This is a genomic window from Bacillus cereus group sp. MYBK5-2 (assembly GCF_051915685.1).
Taxonomy (GTDB): Bacteria; Bacillota; Bacilli; order Bacillales; family Bacillaceae_G; genus Bacillus_A; species Bacillus_A cereus.
Genome location: NZ_JBQAFE010000001.1, coordinates 772,839 through 788,769, shown reverse-complemented (window position 1 = coordinate 788,769; position 15,931 = coordinate 772,839). Strand labels below are relative to the sequence as shown.

The window sequence follows — 15,931 nt, the reverse complement described above, 5'->3', positions numbered from 1 at the left end:
TTAGCCCCCAAATCCTCCCTTTGAACCGCTTCCAATTCCACCTTTAAATTCAGCAGACGATTGATACGATTTAAACGCCGATGAATTTTTAAAAGTGGATTTATTTTGATAGTATCGTCCACCATAGAAGTAATGCCCACGATAACCTGAACTACTATCATCACACTGCCATACCCCAAGTTCATCATCCCAATCCCAATCAGAACAACTATTATCATTCGGTTTTGGGGGAAGATCTTGTACGCAACCAAATAAAGTGCCAGTCATTAAAGACGTTACGACACCACCTACTAGCCATTTCGTTTTTGTCACCTTCGCACTCCCCTTTTTAAATTCTATTCCTATTATATAGGATGGCATGATAAAGTAGAAGAAAAAGGAAGAAGAGGGATTAAATGCGCTTAGAATATCGACTTAATGATGAAACGAAAGGGTATCCTGCTTTATGGAACTACGCCAATATTTCTAATTTTGAAATTATCGCACGCATGACTTGTGAATATTTTATTAAAGAGAAAAATACTTATGTTGTTACTGCAACTTCGGTTGATCCAGACGGAACAGCAGTTATTTATATTCAAAAAGAAGTTTTCACAAATGACCCTTCAGACCCTACATACTCCTACATCGGTTTTGAAATTAGAGAACTAAGTGAAACGAGTTCAAACATAGTAGATAGTCAAGATGTATGGAACTATGAAGAAATTTTACCATCTCTTCATTCAGATATTATATATATTCAGCGAGACGGCATGTCTATGGAGTTCTCCTTAGATTCAAGAGAGATTGATGAAGACAGAAAGTGCTACATTTATTACGGAAACTTCACAGGTGAATCAAGATAATATTGATATATCTATGCAACAAAAAAACCTTACGTATAAAACGTAAGGTTTTTATATAGCCCCACATATGCCGTTCTCTCTAGATGTCCATAAACCTGCTCTCACAGGTGGATGCTCTCACAAATGTTTGTAACTTCCTTCTTAAAAAGATGGCATGTTAGCTACATTTAAATATTGAACTTCCATATTAAACTTATTGGTTTAAGACATGCATAAGCTACGTACACCGTAGGAATTTTATATAAGGTTAGTTGAAATAAGACCCCCGCACGTGCCGCTCCTCGTAAATGTCCAAAAACCCGCTACTCGCAGGTGGATGCCCTCACAGTTACCGTACATCTTCCTCCACAAGGAAGGCTTGATGATGGTCGCTAAATATTGAGCTTCCGTATAACTAACATCGGTTTTAGACATAAATAAGTTACGCACACCGCAGGATGTATTATTTACTTGTCGTTATATTATCACATTGTTTCTAATGTGTAAAATACAAAGTTTTTCGAGCAATCTCTTGCTTGTGACCTTATTTTAATACAAATTATTTTTGCATGCAAGTGATTAATCTTCTTCTTTTGCAATTTGATTTTCTGGATAAGAAATCCAATCACTCCAGCTACCTGCATACAATTTTACATTTTGGAATCCAGCCAATTTTAATGCAACGATATTGGGACATGCCGTAACACCAGAACCACAATATACAATTGTTTCCTTATCTTTCGACAGATTTTGGAATCGTTCTTGTTGCCCAGCTTTATTCTTAAATTGTCCTGATTGCAACATTCCATCCTTCCAGAAATGGTTTACCGCTGTTGGAATATGTCCTGCTTTATGATCGACAAGTTCCTCTACACCAGCATAACGTTTCGGCTCTCTTGAATCAATTAATGTAACATCCGCACCTGCACGGATATTCTCTCTGACCGTTTCCATCGTTACAAGCATATAATCTTGTATATTAGCTTTGAATGTTTTTCGTATAGCAACAGGAATTTCCGCTGTTGTCGGTAGTCCATTCTCTTTCCAAGCCGGGAAACCACCATCTAATATATATACTTTCTCATGTCCTACATAGTTACATAACCACCATAAACGAGCAGCATTTGCACCGGCTTGACTGTCATACGCAATTACTGTCGTATGCTCATCAATACCAGCCTCCGAAAGCTTGTCTGCAAACTCCTCAATATTTGGTAAAGGATGGCGGCCACCATGTTCTGCTATAGGACTTGATAAATCTAAATTCAAATCAAAATATAACGCATGAGGAATATGTCCTTCTTCATACTTTTCTCTACCCCAATTAGGATTCGCTAAATCAAAACGACAATCGATTATACGGACATTCTCATCTTCTATATGCTCACGTAACCATTCGACTGTAACTATCATCTTTAACGACCTTCTTTCTCTTTCAAACGACTTACATACTCCATAACCATTTCTTCTGTAACATATTTACGCTGCAAGGTAACACCATTTTTTGCAAGATCATTAATTTGCTTCGTTACAACATTAATGACATCAACCGAAAATTCTTTCCCATTTGACGCAAGAGATACGGCAGCTTCAATAGCTGCTTCACGCTGTGCATCTAATTGTAAACATGCTTTTACACTTTCATTTTGTTTACGAGAATGTGCTGTAATTGCTTTATGTACTTCCATCTTCTCTTCCCCCTAAATAGTTATACGTTTTTATTCAATTCCATTGCAAGCCGGATCATATCACGACATACAATCCCATTTTCAATAATCTCTTCTTCATAATGCTTCGAAAAGTAATCAAAATCAATAGAAAAAATACGAAATCCACATTTTTGATATAAAGCAAGTTGTGAAACACTAGAATTGCCTGTACCAACTTCAAGTTTTGACATACCGTATCCTTTAGCAGTTTCTACAGCATGCCTTAATAGCTTCTTCCCAATCCCTTTTCCTTGCAAATGCTCTGCAACCGCAATATTCATGATTTCCATCGTCTTTGGCCTTGTTTCCAAAAGAACATATACACCGATAACGCTCCCCCCCTGCTTAGCTACGTATGTTAATCCTCTTTGTACATACGTAGCTATTTGCCGTTCACTTGGATCAGCAAGTAACAATAGAGACTTCGGTATAGCCTCTTTTGGAATACGTTCTATTACAACAGACATAAAAAATTCCCCCTTCTCTATTGTTCTAAACCCTCCTTGTCTACCATAAGTAATAGAAAGGAGGGATTCACCATGGACAACAATGAGAAAAAATGCAACGTCATCTCTATTGATGGAAAGAAGAAGAAAAGCGACACGTATTCCTATCCAAAATTAGTAGTTGAAAACAAAACATATGAATTTTCTTCATTCGTCTTATGCGGTGAAACACCAGATGGCAGACGACTCGTTCTTACTCATATGATTTCTACCGATGAATTTGCTGGATTTGTAAAATCTTTAGATACTGTACTGCAAAAGAAAATTGAACGAATCTTTTTCTCCTAACGACTATATAACATAAATTTCTTTTTCAATCTCTACTAACTGCTTTTGCAATTGTTCTTTACTTTGTTCATATAGAGATACATCAATCGTTTCAGCCAATGCAAACAATATACTTTCATAATAGTTCATCACATCTTGCTGCATCACTTTTTGGAATAAGTTCCACTTCATATCCCACTCTTGCTTATAATGATGAACAAATAAATCTTTTTCATCAGCTACATAGTTTGATACGAGCGGTTCTAATACAGATTTAGCGTCTTCTTGCATAAAAGCTTTGTCATTCTTTTCAAAAAAGCTTTTCTCATTTTTAAAATGTGCCAATGCTTTTTTGAAATCTTTTATTTCAACTGAAGGAAACGGTTCTTTATGTGTAATATCTTTATATTCATACTCCACTGTTCCATTCATAGAAATTGATTCATTTTCTACTTTACAGTTCACTACAATTTCGTCCTTTGCACGCTTCATCGCTTCATCTATCCATTTTTCAAGGCGTAATGATGTCGCACGCATTTCTTGCAATAAATCATGCTGAATAAATGCTACTAATTCCATAACACACTGTTGCAATTGTGTTTTCACATTTCCATCCGTTCGAAGTGACGCCGGATTAATAAATTCAGTAAACACATCGTTATAGCGTAGGAATAGACGCTGTTGCACGTAATAAAGCAACTCTTTCACTTCATTTTGCATCGCCTGTTCTTCAGCAAGTACACTATATGATGAAATGATATGAAGTAGTTGATCACGCTCTGCTTCATATTTTTTCGTTTGCTTCTCTTTCTCTTCATTCCCCTGTTTTGCACCCTTTATCATGTTTACTAAAAGCTGATCTGCCCCTTGCAAAGCACCATATAGAGCATGCACAGAAACAAGCATTAAATCTCTCATCATAAAGGACGTAAATGATTCCTCAAACTTCGTAATCCCAGAGTTTTGTAAAATACCATACTTCTCTTTTTCAACATTCTTTCCTTGTTTCTCTTCAAGCGCACATAAACTTGAAATTGCAAATAAACGCGGATTTCTAATACCGTATTGCAGCAGCTGATCTGCGATATAACCTTTTACCATTTCAAGTTCTTCTTCAGACTCTGCTAAATCCGCCGCATTAATTAAGAAGAACATTTTATCAAGGGCAAAAGTATCCTTTACACGACCAAGCTGAATTAAAAATTCACGGTCAGCACGAGAGAATACATGGTTATAATATGTTACAAATAAAATAGCATCTGCGTTTTTAATATACTGGAATGCAACATCCGTATGGCGAGCATTAATAGAATCCGCTCCAGGTGTGTCTACAAGCGCTACTCCCTGCCTTGTTAAAGCACAATCATAATAAAGTTCCATATACTCAACGAAGCATGATTTCTCTTCATTCGCTACATAATCAGAGAACTCTTCTAATGTAACTTGTACTTGTTCTCCTAAATAAGTAGAAACTGCATCATACCCTTTTTGTACCGCTCGTAAAAAGCTAAATGTTGTTTTTTGCTTCCCAGTTGGTGAAGGATATTTCATAACTTTATCAATTTGTACTAACGCTTCATCTAACGTAGCAATCTCATAATGAAACAGCTTATAAACAGCTTTCATATCTTCTAATAACGCTTGCTTTGATTTAAACTGAACAATTACTGTTCCGTGTGGTTTTTTCTCTGTAACCGGCAAAATTTGATTAATCGTTGCCGTCGTCGGGTTTGGTGATACAGGAAGTACTTTCTCACCGAGTAAGGCATTGGCAAATGATGATTTTCCAGCACTAAATGCTCCGAATAACGCTACTGTAAATTGTTTTGTTTCCGCACGTCTTCTTTTCTCTATTACCTCTTGCTGTACATGTTTCAGCGCTGGCAATGGCTCTAATATCGTTTCAGCTTTTTTCACTTTCTCTAATATCCGCTGAATATTTAAAGCCGCCGTTCCTTTCAGCTCTTCTTCATGAACCGCTACGTTATCGTTTACGATTTCCTGCTCTTGTAGTGTAAATTTCTCACTAACAATTTGTGCCTCCCTTTGCAATATCTCATCTATTTGCAACCCTTCAGGCGTAGCAACATGATCGTGCCAAACATTTCGTAAATGGTCTTCATATGCCTCCAAATTGTTACTGTATTGTAATTGTGTTTCTTTCGCCGTTTGCAACATCGTATATGTTTCAATCTCTTCTTCAATACGAGCAACTGCTTCCCTCACCTTTTGCTTTAAAACGACCGCACTTTTATCAAAAATTTGCTGTGCTTTTATAAAATAACGTTTCTTCAGTTCATTCGCTACATCCGCTGTATAAAGAAGTAAGTAATCACCTGTGAAACCTGCACCTTGTTTAATTACTTCGGCCAACATTTCTGGTCCGAAAGCAATTTCTAACCCATATATGTCTTTCCCAATTTCCTCCGTGAACAATCCTTCTTCTTTTAAGAAGGCTACAATAAATTCCTTCACATGAAAATCAAGCTGCGTTTCAACAATTTTTTGAAGGGCAGAATAAAACGCCTCTACACGTCTTTGTTTTTCTTGCTCCGTCTTTCCTTTCGAAAATAGCAAACCGACCTTAAATTTTGTTAATTTCGTTTCTAAATATGCATTTGCCAATTCTCTCATTTCAAATGGCATTAAATAAGCGTTATCTAATATAGCTTGTAAACCTTTTATAAATTCGTTTCTCACATGAGATTCTTTACTTGCCTCACAATTTTTCGCTTCCGTTAACTCTTCCTTCTTTTCAACTACCTCTGAAATAGAAAGTGGTGATGCTAACTCTTCCTCATATTTCAAAAGAGCTTTTTCATTTTCAGAAACAATAAACGAGAAATGTTCCCCCATTAAATATTCTGTTTCTCGCTCCATTCCAGTCCTTACATACTGCTCTTTTTCTTTCATAATAGAAGTAATTAACGCTTCTAAGCTTCTAATTTCATTATGTGGATGGTTCATCATTCGTAATGACGTATAATAAACACCATCTACTTCAATATCCCAGTTAGAGAATGATTGTTTTACACTATCTTTATAATTCTCAAATGATAATTCATTTTCTTTATGTTTATCTATTTGATTTACAACGAGATAAACCGTTTTATTACGTTGTTTCAATTCTTTAACAAATTGTAAATTCACTTCCGATTGGACGTGATTATAATCCATCATATAAAAAATGACATCTGCCAGATGAAGTGTCGACTCTGTCGCTAATTGATGGGCATCATCTGTTGAATCAATCCCTGGTGTATCAACTAACATAACCCCTTCAGGAATTGGCGCGTCGTTTCGATAAATATGAACACCAATTACTTCATCGCCGTCTTTACAAATTTGTTTTAATTCTTCTGCTGAATATGCACCGTCATATTCGTACTGCTCTCCAGATTTAACCGTTACAACAACACGATCCATTCCTTTTTCAATTTTGACAACGTTAGCGCTTGTCGGAATTGGACTTGTCGGTAACAACTGCGCTTTATATAGATGATTCATCATCGTTGATTTCCCTGCAGAGAAGTGACCGCAGAACGCTATCATAAGCTGTTCTTGTTTATATTTTTGAATTACCTCAAACAACTTTAAACTATTCTCTGCATCGCCGTGTTTTTGCCACTCTTCATAAAAACAAACAAGTTTTTTCATACCGTTTGTCTGTACTATGTTTGTCATCCCCTTGTTCCCCTTTATCCAAGATGTATATACTTTTCCCCGCTATTTGCGAGTTCATAACCAGTGAGAGTTACACCTACCCATTGATTACAGTTTCACTTTACTATCATACTAAATTTTCAGCATATTCTCATTAAAAATAAAAAATCCCTTTCATTCTTTTTACAAATGAAAGGGATTTTATGTCATATCACTCATTTTGCTGTTCCTACTCCATTTAAAACATACTTCGCAATAACTGCATATACAGCGACTGTACCTGCTACTAATGCATATACCATACTTACGCACCAACCTTTTTTGATAATGATTATCACTTTTGAATACAGTTTATCATTAAAGAGAATCATTATCAACACTTTTCATAAAGAAAGCTCCTTATAAGAAGGAGCTTTACTGCCTGTTTTGAAAAAGGTTAAAACTTGTTGTGCACTCTTATTATATCTCATCCTACATAACTTAACAGTTTAAAAAAATGGAAATATCCCCTATCCCCTCCACCTTACATTTTGTATAATAAAAGGGAATTACTTAACAAGGAGGAAAAAAATGACACAAAATCTCACACAAGGCGAGAGGATACACTCCATTGATATTATTAGAGGAATAGCTGTACTAGGTATTTTTCTTGTGAATTGGCCTGTTATCGCCGGGGTTGACTCACGTGATCTTTCAGGAATTTACGAAGGGATAGACAGCTACATTCGCCTATTTTACGATATGTTTATTCAAACGAAATTTTATACAATTTTTTCGTTTTTATTTGGATTAGGTTTTTATATTTTTATGAGTCGTGCTGAAGCGAAAACAGATCATCCAAAAATTTTATTTGTTCGCCGCTTACTTATTTTATTATTATTCGGTTTCTTACATTACGTTCTTTTATGGGACGGAGACATTTTACATACTTATGCGATTGCTGGATTTTTCTTATTTTTATTTTATAAGAGAGAACCTCGTACTATTTTAATATGGGCTATCGTTTTATTGAGTATTTTTCAATTCATTATGCTAATAGCTGGTATTACGGTTGCATTGGTACCAAAGGAAGAGCTAGGTTTTTCCTTACCTATCATGCCATTAGAAGACTGGCTGTCACAAATACAAAATCGTTTCCATGCATTTTACGCTGATGGAATTGGATTAAATTTACTTATGCTTCCAGAAACAGTTGGGCTATTTTTACTTGGTTTATACGCCGGCAAAAAGGATATTTTCCGCCGCACGAAAGAGTTAGATCCAAAACTTAAAAAATGGCAAATTATTATGTTCCTTTTAACATTACCAATGTGGTTCTTCATGGTCCGTTACTTCTTATCAAAACCATTTTATGAACCAATTTATATGCAGGTCTTTACAATGTTTAGCGGAAAAACGTTATTCATATTCTACATTTTCACTCTAATGCGTTTATTACAAAAAGAAAAATGGCAAACGTTATTACGTCCATTCCAATACGTTGGACGAATGGCATTAACAAATTACATCTCGCATACAATTGTTACATTACTTGTATTTGGTCTATTACTTAAAAATTATTATCCTGCTCCATTATGGGTTGGACCAATATTCTGCATTAGTTTCTACACGTTACAAATCTTTATTAGCCGCTGGTGGCTTTCACATTACCAATACGGGCCACTTGAGTACATTTGGCGTCTTGGTACTTACGGGAAAATGATGCCACTTAAAAAGAAAAGCAAGGTCTCATAACGAGAACTTGCTTTTTTACGCTTCTCTTACTGCATTTTGTATAGATACTGGCTCTTCTTCTACTTTCACTTTGCGCTGCGGCACCATATTAAATACGATATTTAAAAGTACTGCTGACGCACTTCCAAGTACAATTCCGTTATCTGTTAAAATACGAATGCTTTCTGGAAGTTGTGAAAATAATGTAGGAACGACTGTTACGCCAAGCCCAATTCCGACAGAACATGCAACGATTAATAAGTTTTCTTGTCTTCCGAAGTCAACGCTACTTAACATTTTAATACCATATGCCATAACCATACCGAACATCGCTAACATCGCACCGCCCAGTACTGATTTCGGAATAATTGTTGTAATAGCTGCGATTTTAGGAATGAAACCAAGTACGATTAACATACCACCGCAAGTATAAATAATAACGCGATTTCTTACTCCAGTTAATTGAACAAGTCCTACGTTTTGAGAGTATGTTGTATATGGGAACGCGTTGAAAATGCCACCTAACACCATCGCTAATCCTTCTGCGCGATAGCCTTTTGTTAATTCTTTTTCACCGATTTTTTTATTGCAAATATCAGATAATGCAAAGTATACACCCGTTGCTTCTACAATCCCTACACAAGCAACGAGAATCATCGTAATAATTGGTGTTAATTCAAATGTTGGTGTACCAAAGTAAAATGGTTGAATACCGTGGAACCAATCCGCCTCTCCAACCGCTTGCAAACTTACTTTCCCCATAAACGCTGCAACGATAGTACCGAACAACAAACCTAATAGAATAGAAATGGAACGGATAAATCCATCAAAGAAACGATACATAATAATGATAAATAATAACACTCCAAATGCTAACGCTAAGTTTTCAAGACTTCCGAAATCTTTACTTCCTACTCCGCCAGCCATATCATTAATAGCAGCTGGAACAAGTGTAACTCCAATTACCGTAACGACAGATCCTGTTACAACAGGTGGAAACAGTTTTACGAGTTTTCCAAATAATTTCGCAAAAATAACAACGAATAACCCAGCAGCAATAATTGCTCCATAAATTGAAGACACACCGTATTGTTTTCCAATCGCAATCATCGGTCCAACGGCTGTAAATGTACAACCAAGTACAACGGGAAGTCCTATACCGAAAAAGCGATTTGATAATGCTTGTAAAATTGTCGCAACGCCGCACATTAATAAATCAATTGAGACTAAATATGTTAACTCTTTTTGATTTAAACCAAGTCCACCGCCCACAATAAGCGGAACGATAATTGCTCCAGCATACATTGCAAGCATATGCTGCATACCAAGCGATGCAATTTTAAATGGATGCTGCTTCATCGTTTATTTCACCTCCGCAGTTTCTTGCTGTACAAATGTAACTGTGCCGTTATCAAGTGATGCAATTTCTGCTAGTGATTCAACACGAACGCCTTGTTCACGAAGCTTCTTTCCTCCATCTTGAAATGCTTTTTCAATAACAATTCCAATTCCTGCAATACTCGCTCCAGCTTGCTCTACTAAACTCATTAAACCTAAAGCAGCCTGACCGTTTGCTAAAAAGTCATCGATGATTAATACACGATCATTTTCATCGATATGATTTCGAGATAATGAAATTTCATTTGTTTCTTGTTTTGTAAATGAATATACGTTTGCAACGTACATATTATCTTGTAACGTTAACGATTTACGTTTTCGTGCAAAAATTACTTTTACACCAAGCTCTAATGCAGCCATAACTGCTGGTGCAATGCCTGAAGATTCAATCGTCACGATTTTTGTAATGTTCTCTTCTTTAAAACGTTTAGCAAATTCTTTTCCGATTTCTTGCATAAGTACTGGATCAATTTGATGATTTAAAAAAGCATCTACCTTTAATACGTCACCAGATAAAACCTTTCCTTCGTTCAAAATCTTTTCTTGTAATACTTTCATGTTTGTTCCCCCTCTTATGCAATAAAAAAACTCCAAAAGCCGCCACCACTCGTTACAAGTGAGAGACGCGCTTTTGGAGTTTCGCAAAAAAAGAATGCTAAACAAGCAATTATATTCGTCCTCACTCATAGTCAAAGTATTTACGGTGCTTCGGTAGAAACTTGCAGGCCATATCCCCGCGATTATATGAGTGTAGCTAACTATTTATTTTATAGAAGGATTATAACGTACTTTTTATGCTTTGAAAAGCATTTATCGAAAAAACACGTACAAATTTTTAAAAACTACTATTTTTGTTCGAGTTTTGCAAACTCTTTCATTTCCAATTACAACTTCGTTAAAATGATTGGCCCATCATTTGTAATCGCAATTGTATGCTCATATTGAGCTGATAATTTCCTGTCCATCGTTCGTGCAGTCCACCCATTTAAATCTACTTTAGAATATCGCATACCTATATTTACAATCGGTTCAATTGTAATTACCATTCCTTCTTGTAACTGAGGTCCTTGTCCTTGTTTCCCAAAATGAAAAATTGCTGGTTCTTCATGAATCTCTTTACCGATTCCATGTCCCGTAAAGTCTCTTGCAACAGAAAAACCTTCATTTGTTACATAACTTTCAATTGCATAGCCAATATCTCCTACATGGTGATCGATTATCGCCTGGTCAATTCCTTTATACAAAGCATTCTCAGCTACTAACAACAACTTTTCTGCTTCATCAGAAACTTTTCCAACTCTATACGTCCAAGCAGAATCTGAAAGACCCCCATTTAAGTTTACTACCGTGTCAATTGTTACAATATCACCCTCAGTTAAAGGAACATCGGCCGGAAACGCATGACACATTTCATCGTTTACAGATGCACATATCGCATATGGATATCCGTTGTACCCTTTCTGCTCAGACGTTGCACCATGCTGTTCTAAATATGCTTCAACAAACGTATTAATTTCTTTTGTAGTAATACCTGGTTTCATCATCTTCGCAATTTCTCTATGACATGAAGCAAGTAATTTTCCAGATTCATGCATTAACTCTATTTCATTTTTCGTTTTAATTATACTCATGCTGTCTCTCCTTACTAAACTTGCTATTTACTATTAAACTTCAATCATACACATCCTCTTCCAAAATTTCAAAACTTCCAATTACAAAAAGTATGATTTATTTCTGCATAAAAAAACAGAAGGAGATTCTTCTGTTTTTTAATCATTTTTACATATATAATTCATTTTCAAAAACTCAAAACAACTACCATTTGTTTTCTGTATAAACGTTCCAACTACTTCAAACCCTGCCCTTTTATACACTTTAATCGCTCTCTCATTAAATATAGCTACTGATAGTGTTATATACTTGCATCCATATTTTTCTTTACTAAAAGCTAGTATAGCGTTTAAGAACTGTAAACCAAATCCGTTCCCAGTTATATTAGGTCTCATTCCAAGACCAATATCAACCGTTCCGTCATTTATTTTACAAACAGTAAAATAACCAATGAGAGTGCCATTTTCCTTCACAGAAAATGTATGATTCCCTCTACTTTCATCATGTAAAAATTCAGCTAAATCTTCTTCATCTGCCTCTATATCGTAAAAGGAATATTTCCCTTCATAATGCCAGTTGTATGCAATTTCTTCTGCTTCTTCTTGCGTCATTACTTTATATGTATAGTCCATTCTCCCATCCCCCTTTAAAAAAGAGCTGCAATTAAGCAGCTCTTTTTTTACAACTCATAAATCTCTTTATATTTCGCTTCTAAATAATCGGCTAAGTAGTTTGCATTTAAGCCTTCACCTGTTACATCTTCTAAAATTTCAAGTGGCTTTTTCGTTTTACCGTATTGGTGAATGTTTTCTGTTAACCATTCACGAATTGGTGTTACGTTTCCTTCTTCTAATAATGCATCAAAGTTCGGAATGTCTTTTAACATTCTTTGCTTAAATTGCGCTGCATACATATAACCAAGTGCATAAGATGGGAAGTATCCAAATGAGCCACCAGCCCAGTGAACATCTTGCAATACACCTTGCGCATCATTTTCCGGACGAATTCCTAAATATGCTTCCATCTTATCATTCCAAGCTGCTGGTAAGTCCTTCACTTGTAATGTACCATCAAATAATTCTTTCTCTAATTCATAACGCACCATAACATGAAGCGGGTATGTAAGCTCATCTGCTTCTATACGAATGAATGACGGCTTCGATTCGTTAATTGCATCATAAAATTCATCGACTGATATATCATCAAATTGACCATTGCTATACTCTTTTAATAAATCATAATTTTTCTTCCAGAATGATTTATTACGGCCGATAAAGTTCTCAAAGAATAATGATTGTGATTCGTGAATACCCATAGATGTACCACTGCAAAGTGGTGTACCTTCAAATTGTTCTGCAATATTTTGTTCATATACTGCATGACCACATTCATGGATCGTTCCAAAAACAGCCATACGAAAATCTTTTTCATCATAGCGTGTCGTAATACGAACATCCCCTCTATTTAATGTAATTTCAAAAGGATGCACTGTTTCATCAAGACGCCCTGCTTCAAAGTCATAATTCAATTGCTTTAATAGTTCTAATGTAAAGTTCTTTTGTTTTTCTTTTGAAAATTGTTCCGATAAAGCACTTGTTTTTAATCCTTTTTTAGACTCAGAGATTTCTTTTACAAGCGGCACGATGCGCTCACGAAGTTGACCAAATACGTGATCTAAAACTTCTACTGTAATACCTGGCTCATACATGTCTAATAATGTATTATATTTATATGTTTCATAACCCCAATATGTAATAAATTTCTTTTTAAATTCAACAATTTTTTCTAAGTATGGGCGGAACATTTCGAAATCAGATTTTTCACGAGCTTCTTCCCACACACTCTCTGCTTTCGCTTCTAATTTCACATAAGCCTCATATTCAGCTTGTGGAATTTTTTTATTTCTATCATATTCTTTCCGACACTCTTCAACCATTTTCTTCGTTGTTTCAGAAAGTTTATCTTCACGTATTAAAGCTTCAAGCTCTGTTAAATAGTTTCCCATCTCATCTGAAGTCGACATAGCAAACACTTCTGACGAAAGCATACCAATTACTTCTGAACGCTGATCTACACCTTTTTTGGGTGCACCTGTTCTTAAATCCCAAAACATTAAACTTAATGCTTCTCCGTAATTTTGTATCTTCTTCACGTATGTTAAAAATTGTTTTTCTACTTCATATGTAGCAACTGTCATCGTATAAAAGCCTCCTTTTTCTACCTCAAATTTAATTCGACACAGAAACATAAATTCCTTTTATAATAGAAAAAAAGCTTGGCAAGCGCCAAGCTTTCTCCTTATAATTCTTTACCTTCTACTGGCAGTACATTTTTCACAGCTGCAACTACTTTCTCATCTTCTGAATCAGATAAGAAAATTGATATAGCACCTTTATCTTCACTTGTACGAATTAAACGCCCAATTCCTTGACGAAGTCGTAAAATCATATATGGTACATCTACATCCCAGAATGGATCATTTACGTGCTTACGTTTCGCTTCAAACACAGGATCGTTTGGAGGGAATGGTAAAGACCAAATAATAACGTGCGATAATGATGAACCAGGAATATCTAAACCTTCCCATAAATGAACCGCACAAAGTACAGTCTCTTCTTCATTTTGGAAACGAGAAACGAGCTGGCTAATTTCCTGATCTCCTTCATATAAGAACGGAACCGACATTTGCTCTTTACTTACATACTCTTTGAACGCTGCAAGCTCTTGCGTTGTACGGAATAATACAAGCGTACGTCCATTTGTTTTTTGTATATTTTCAAGTGTATATTGACACTTTCTTTCCCATTCATTTTCTTTCGTATGTGATAGTAAGTTTACTGTCATTTGCTCTTCGTAATCAAACGGTGAAGCAACTGAGAATGACAAGTAATCTTTTACCCCTAGGCTATTAGCTGTGAAAGCGAATGAATCGTTGTTCGATAATGTCGCAGAAGAGAAAATATACGGTATTTTCTTCGAGAATACTTTCTCTTGTAACACTTCTTCAACTGCACGTGGCATAATAACTAACGTGAAGGCACCATCACCTTCTTCACCCCAAGTAATTACATTTTTCTCGTGCATGAACAGACGAAGTGAATGTTCTAATACATCTAAATGCTCATCAACAATATTTAAATCATACGTGTTTACTGTATGCATTTCACTTTCGAATACTAATGCATCTCCAACTTCACCGATTTTTGCATAAAGTCGTTTCGCTTCAGCTGTTACTTTTTCTGTCACAGTAATTTCTAGACGATCAGAACCGGCAATTTCCTTTTTATTCTCTTGTAACACATCAAAGAATCGTTCAGTTTGCCAAATTGTTTCTTCTACTAAATGTGCAAACTCCTCACGAATATCGTTTTGTAGCAATCTCGTTAATAGTTGCTCCATCATCGTTTGCTTTAAACGGTATGTTAAAGCTTTTTGAGCTGCATATTCTACAAGATGTCCTTCATCGAATACAACGCAGCTACTTTCTGGTAATAATGGAATTTGCCCTTCACGCTTACGAGCATCGTACGTCCAAATATGATCCATATAGAAATCTTGAGAACAAATAATTAAATCTGCTGCTTTACGATAATGTTCACGAGAAAGAGTTTGTCCACAACGATGACGAGAATCACAAGTAAAGCAATCTTGGAAGTAATCCCAATTTACTTTTGACCATTCTTCGTCATTTAAAAGTGGAAATTCTTTTCTGTCACCATAGTGAGTAAAGTTTTGCATCGTACCATGATCGAATACAAACTGTGGTAACTCGTAATATACGTCTTCAATTACTTCTGGAGCTCGTCCACTCATAACATCTTCAAGTTTACGTAAGCATAAATAATTATCCATTGATTTTGCAAGCCTTACATCAACAGATAGCCCTAATGCTTCAGATAACTTAGCGATGTCCCCTTCTTCTTTCACAAGCTGCTCAATTAACGTTTCATCTGCACAAGCAATAATAGCTGGTTTCCCAGTATAACGCGCGTAACAAATTGCATATAGAAGATATACAATTGTTTTCCCTGTTCCTACACCAGCTTCTGCGAACATAACTTTCTTTTCTTGGAAAGCGCGTTCTAACTGAAACGCCATAAAAATTTGTTCATCACGCTCTTCAAAGCCTTTTTCCGGAAGGATGTCGTAAAACACATCTCCAATCCACTCATTCAACTTATCATAAAAATTATCTTGTTTTCCTACTTCAAATGGTAATCTCTTCTCAGTAAACATCCTT

General features: G+C 35.8%; 15 protein-coding genes, 2 other RNA genes and 1 riboswitch. Of the genes, 3 read left to right on the top strand and 14 right to left on the bottom strand.

Going from position 1 to position 15,931, the window contains the following annotated elements:
- Complete coding sequence (locus ACTFP3_RS04340; protein ID WP_440009378.1) at positions 1–312, bottom strand: hypothetical protein; 312 nt, start codon at positions 310–312, stop codon at positions 1–3.
- Positions 313–395: 83 nt separating this feature from the next.
- Between ACTFP3_RS04340 and ACTFP3_RS04335 the strand changes: the two genes are divergently transcribed.
- Positions 396–845, top strand: a complete 450-nt coding sequence (locus ACTFP3_RS04335) for a hypothetical protein (RefSeq protein ID WP_326036909.1) — start codon at positions 396–398, stop codon at positions 843–845.
- Between the two features lie 54 nt (positions 846–899).
- Here ACTFP3_RS04335 and ssrS (ACTFP3_RS04330) read toward each other — a convergent pair.
- From ssrS (ACTFP3_RS04330) to ACTFP3_RS04310, 5 genes are all read right to left on the bottom strand, one after another.
- Positions 900–1,083: non-coding RNA, 6S RNA (gene ssrS / locus ACTFP3_RS04330), on the bottom strand.
- 21 nt (positions 1,084–1,104) lie between these two features.
- Positions 1,105–1,287, bottom strand: a non-coding RNA gene (ssrS, locus tag ACTFP3_RS04325) — 6S RNA.
- Positions 1,288–1,403: 116 nt separating this feature from the next.
- Positions 1,404–2,237: a sulfurtransferase gene (locus ACTFP3_RS04320; RefSeq protein WP_139849132.1), complete on the bottom strand. Its 834-nt coding sequence runs from the start codon at positions 2,235–2,237 to the stop codon at positions 1,404–1,406.
- 2 nt (positions 2,238–2,239) lie between these two features.
- On the bottom strand, positions 2,240–2,512 hold the full coding sequence (locus tag ACTFP3_RS04315; RefSeq protein WP_000451818.1) for a YpbS family protein: 273 nt from the start codon (positions 2,510–2,512) through the stop codon (positions 2,240–2,242).
- 20 nt (positions 2,513–2,532) lie between these two features.
- A complete protein-coding gene (locus tag ACTFP3_RS04310; protein ID WP_000117689.1) occupies positions 2,533–3,000 on the bottom strand; it encodes a GNAT family N-acetyltransferase in 468 nt (155 codons plus the stop codon).
- Positions 3,001–3,072: 72 nt separating this feature from the next.
- Between ACTFP3_RS04310 and ACTFP3_RS04305 the strand changes: the two genes are divergently transcribed.
- Positions 3,073–3,327: a DUF3931 domain-containing protein gene (locus ACTFP3_RS04305; protein ID WP_000369740.1), complete on the top strand. Its 255-nt coding sequence runs from the start codon at positions 3,073–3,075 to the stop codon at positions 3,325–3,327.
- Positions 3,328–3,330: 3 nt separating this feature from the next.
- Here the strand turns inward: ACTFP3_RS04305 and ACTFP3_RS04300 are convergent, their stop codons facing one another.
- Both ACTFP3_RS04300 and ACTFP3_RS04295 read right to left on the bottom strand, forming a co-directional pair.
- Positions 3,331–6,990 carry a dynamin family protein gene (locus ACTFP3_RS04300; RefSeq protein ID WP_326036908.1) on the bottom strand — a complete coding sequence of 1,220 codons (3,660 nt, stop codon included), beginning with the start codon at positions 6,988–6,990 and terminating at the stop codon, positions 3,331–3,333.
- A gap of 194 nt (positions 6,991–7,184) precedes the next feature.
- Positions 7,185–7,340 (bottom strand): hypothetical protein, encoded by a 156-nt coding sequence (locus tag ACTFP3_RS04295; protein WP_000600125.1) that lies wholly within the window; start codon positions 7,338–7,340, stop codon positions 7,185–7,187.
- A 199-nt stretch (positions 7,341–7,539) separates the two neighbouring features.
- On the opposite strand from ACTFP3_RS04295, the gene ACTFP3_RS04290 reads away from it, so the two are divergent.
- The gene (locus tag ACTFP3_RS04290) at positions 7,540–8,703 is read left to right on the top strand and encodes a DUF418 domain-containing protein (RefSeq protein ID WP_326036907.1); all 1,164 of its coding nucleotides are present in this window, start codon (positions 7,540–7,542) and stop codon (positions 8,701–8,703) included.
- Positions 8,704–8,718: 15 nt separating this feature from the next.
- Here the strand turns inward: ACTFP3_RS04290 and pbuX are convergent, their stop codons facing one another.
- From pbuX to ACTFP3_RS04260, 6 genes are all read right to left on the bottom strand, one after another.
- Entirely contained in the window at positions 8,719–10,041 is a 1,323-nt protein-coding gene (gene pbuX, locus ACTFP3_RS04285) for a xanthine permease PbuX (RefSeq protein WP_149149433.1), read from the bottom strand.
- Positions 10,042–10,044: 3 nt separating this feature from the next.
- Complete coding sequence (locus ACTFP3_RS04280; RefSeq protein WP_000866483.1) at positions 10,045–10,638, bottom strand: xanthine phosphoribosyltransferase; 594 nt, start codon at positions 10,636–10,638, stop codon at positions 10,045–10,047.
- A gap of 108 nt (positions 10,639–10,746) precedes the next feature.
- Positions 10,747–10,848, bottom strand: a riboswitch (purine riboswitch).
- Between the two features lie 116 nt (positions 10,849–10,964).
- Complete coding sequence (locus ACTFP3_RS04275) at positions 10,965–11,711, bottom strand: type I methionyl aminopeptidase (RefSeq protein ID WP_440009372.1); 747 nt, start codon at positions 11,709–11,711, stop codon at positions 10,965–10,967.
- Between the two features lie 138 nt (positions 11,712–11,849).
- A complete protein-coding gene (locus ACTFP3_RS04270) occupies positions 11,850–12,323 on the bottom strand; it encodes a GNAT family N-acetyltransferase (protein ID WP_000386765.1) in 474 nt (157 codons plus the stop codon).
- Between the two features lie 47 nt (positions 12,324–12,370).
- Positions 12,371–13,888 (bottom strand): carboxypeptidase, encoded by a 1,518-nt coding sequence (gene ypwA / locus ACTFP3_RS04265; protein ID WP_440009369.1) that lies wholly within the window; start codon positions 13,886–13,888, stop codon positions 12,371–12,373.
- Positions 13,889–13,989: 101 nt separating this feature from the next.
- On the bottom strand, positions 13,990–15,927 hold the full coding sequence (locus ACTFP3_RS04260; RefSeq protein WP_000493709.1) for an ATP-dependent DNA helicase: 1,938 nt from the start codon (positions 15,925–15,927) through the stop codon (positions 13,990–13,992).
- Positions 15,928–15,931 lie beyond the last annotated feature (4 nt).

Bases quoted from the DNA above. Each gene is read 5' to 3' on its own strand.
- ACTFP3_RS04335 (WP_326036909.1), top strand. From the start codon at position 396: ATGCGCTTAGAATATCGACTTAATGATGAAACGAAAGGGTATCCTGCT.
- ACTFP3_RS04320 (WP_139849132.1), bottom strand. From the start codon at position 2,237: ATGATAGTTACAGTCGAATGGTTACGTGAGCATATAGAAGATGAGAAT.
- ACTFP3_RS04315 (WP_000451818.1), bottom strand. From the start codon at position 2,512: ATGGAAGTACATAAAGCAATTACAGCACATTCTCGTAAACAAAATGAA.
- ACTFP3_RS04310 (WP_000117689.1), bottom strand. From the start codon at position 3,000: ATGTCTGTTGTAATAGAACGTATTCCAAAAGAGGCTATACCGAAGTCT.
- ACTFP3_RS04305 (WP_000369740.1), top strand. From the start codon at position 3,073: ATGGACAACAATGAGAAAAAATGCAACGTCATCTCTATTGATGGAAAG.
- ACTFP3_RS04300 (WP_326036908.1), bottom strand. From the start codon at position 6,990: ATGACAAACATAGTACAGACAAACGGTATGAAAAAACTTGTTTGTTTT.
- ACTFP3_RS04295 (WP_000600125.1), bottom strand. From the start codon at position 7,340: ATGATTCTCTTTAATGATAAACTGTATTCAAAAGTGATAATCATTATC.
- ACTFP3_RS04290 (WP_326036907.1), top strand. From the start codon at position 7,540: ATGACACAAAATCTCACACAAGGCGAGAGGATACACTCCATTGATATT.
- pbuX (WP_149149433.1), bottom strand. From the start codon at position 10,041: ATGAAGCAGCATCCATTTAAAATTGCATCGCTTGGTATGCAGCATATG.
- ACTFP3_RS04280 (WP_000866483.1), bottom strand. From the start codon at position 10,638: ATGAAAGTATTACAAGAAAAGATTTTGAACGAAGGAAAGGTTTTATCT.
- ACTFP3_RS04275 (WP_440009372.1), bottom strand. From the start codon at position 11,711: ATGAGTATAATTAAAACGAAAAATGAAATAGAGTTAATGCATGAATCT.
- ACTFP3_RS04270 (WP_000386765.1), bottom strand. From the start codon at position 12,323: ATGGACTATACATATAAAGTAATGACGCAAGAAGAAGCAGAAGAAATT.
- ypwA (WP_440009369.1), bottom strand. From the start codon at position 13,888: ATGACAGTTGCTACATATGAAGTAGAAAAACAATTTTTAACATACGTG.
- ACTFP3_RS04260 (WP_000493709.1), bottom strand. From the start codon at position 15,927: ATGTTTACTGAGAAGAGATTACCATTTGAAGTAGGAAAACAAGATAAT.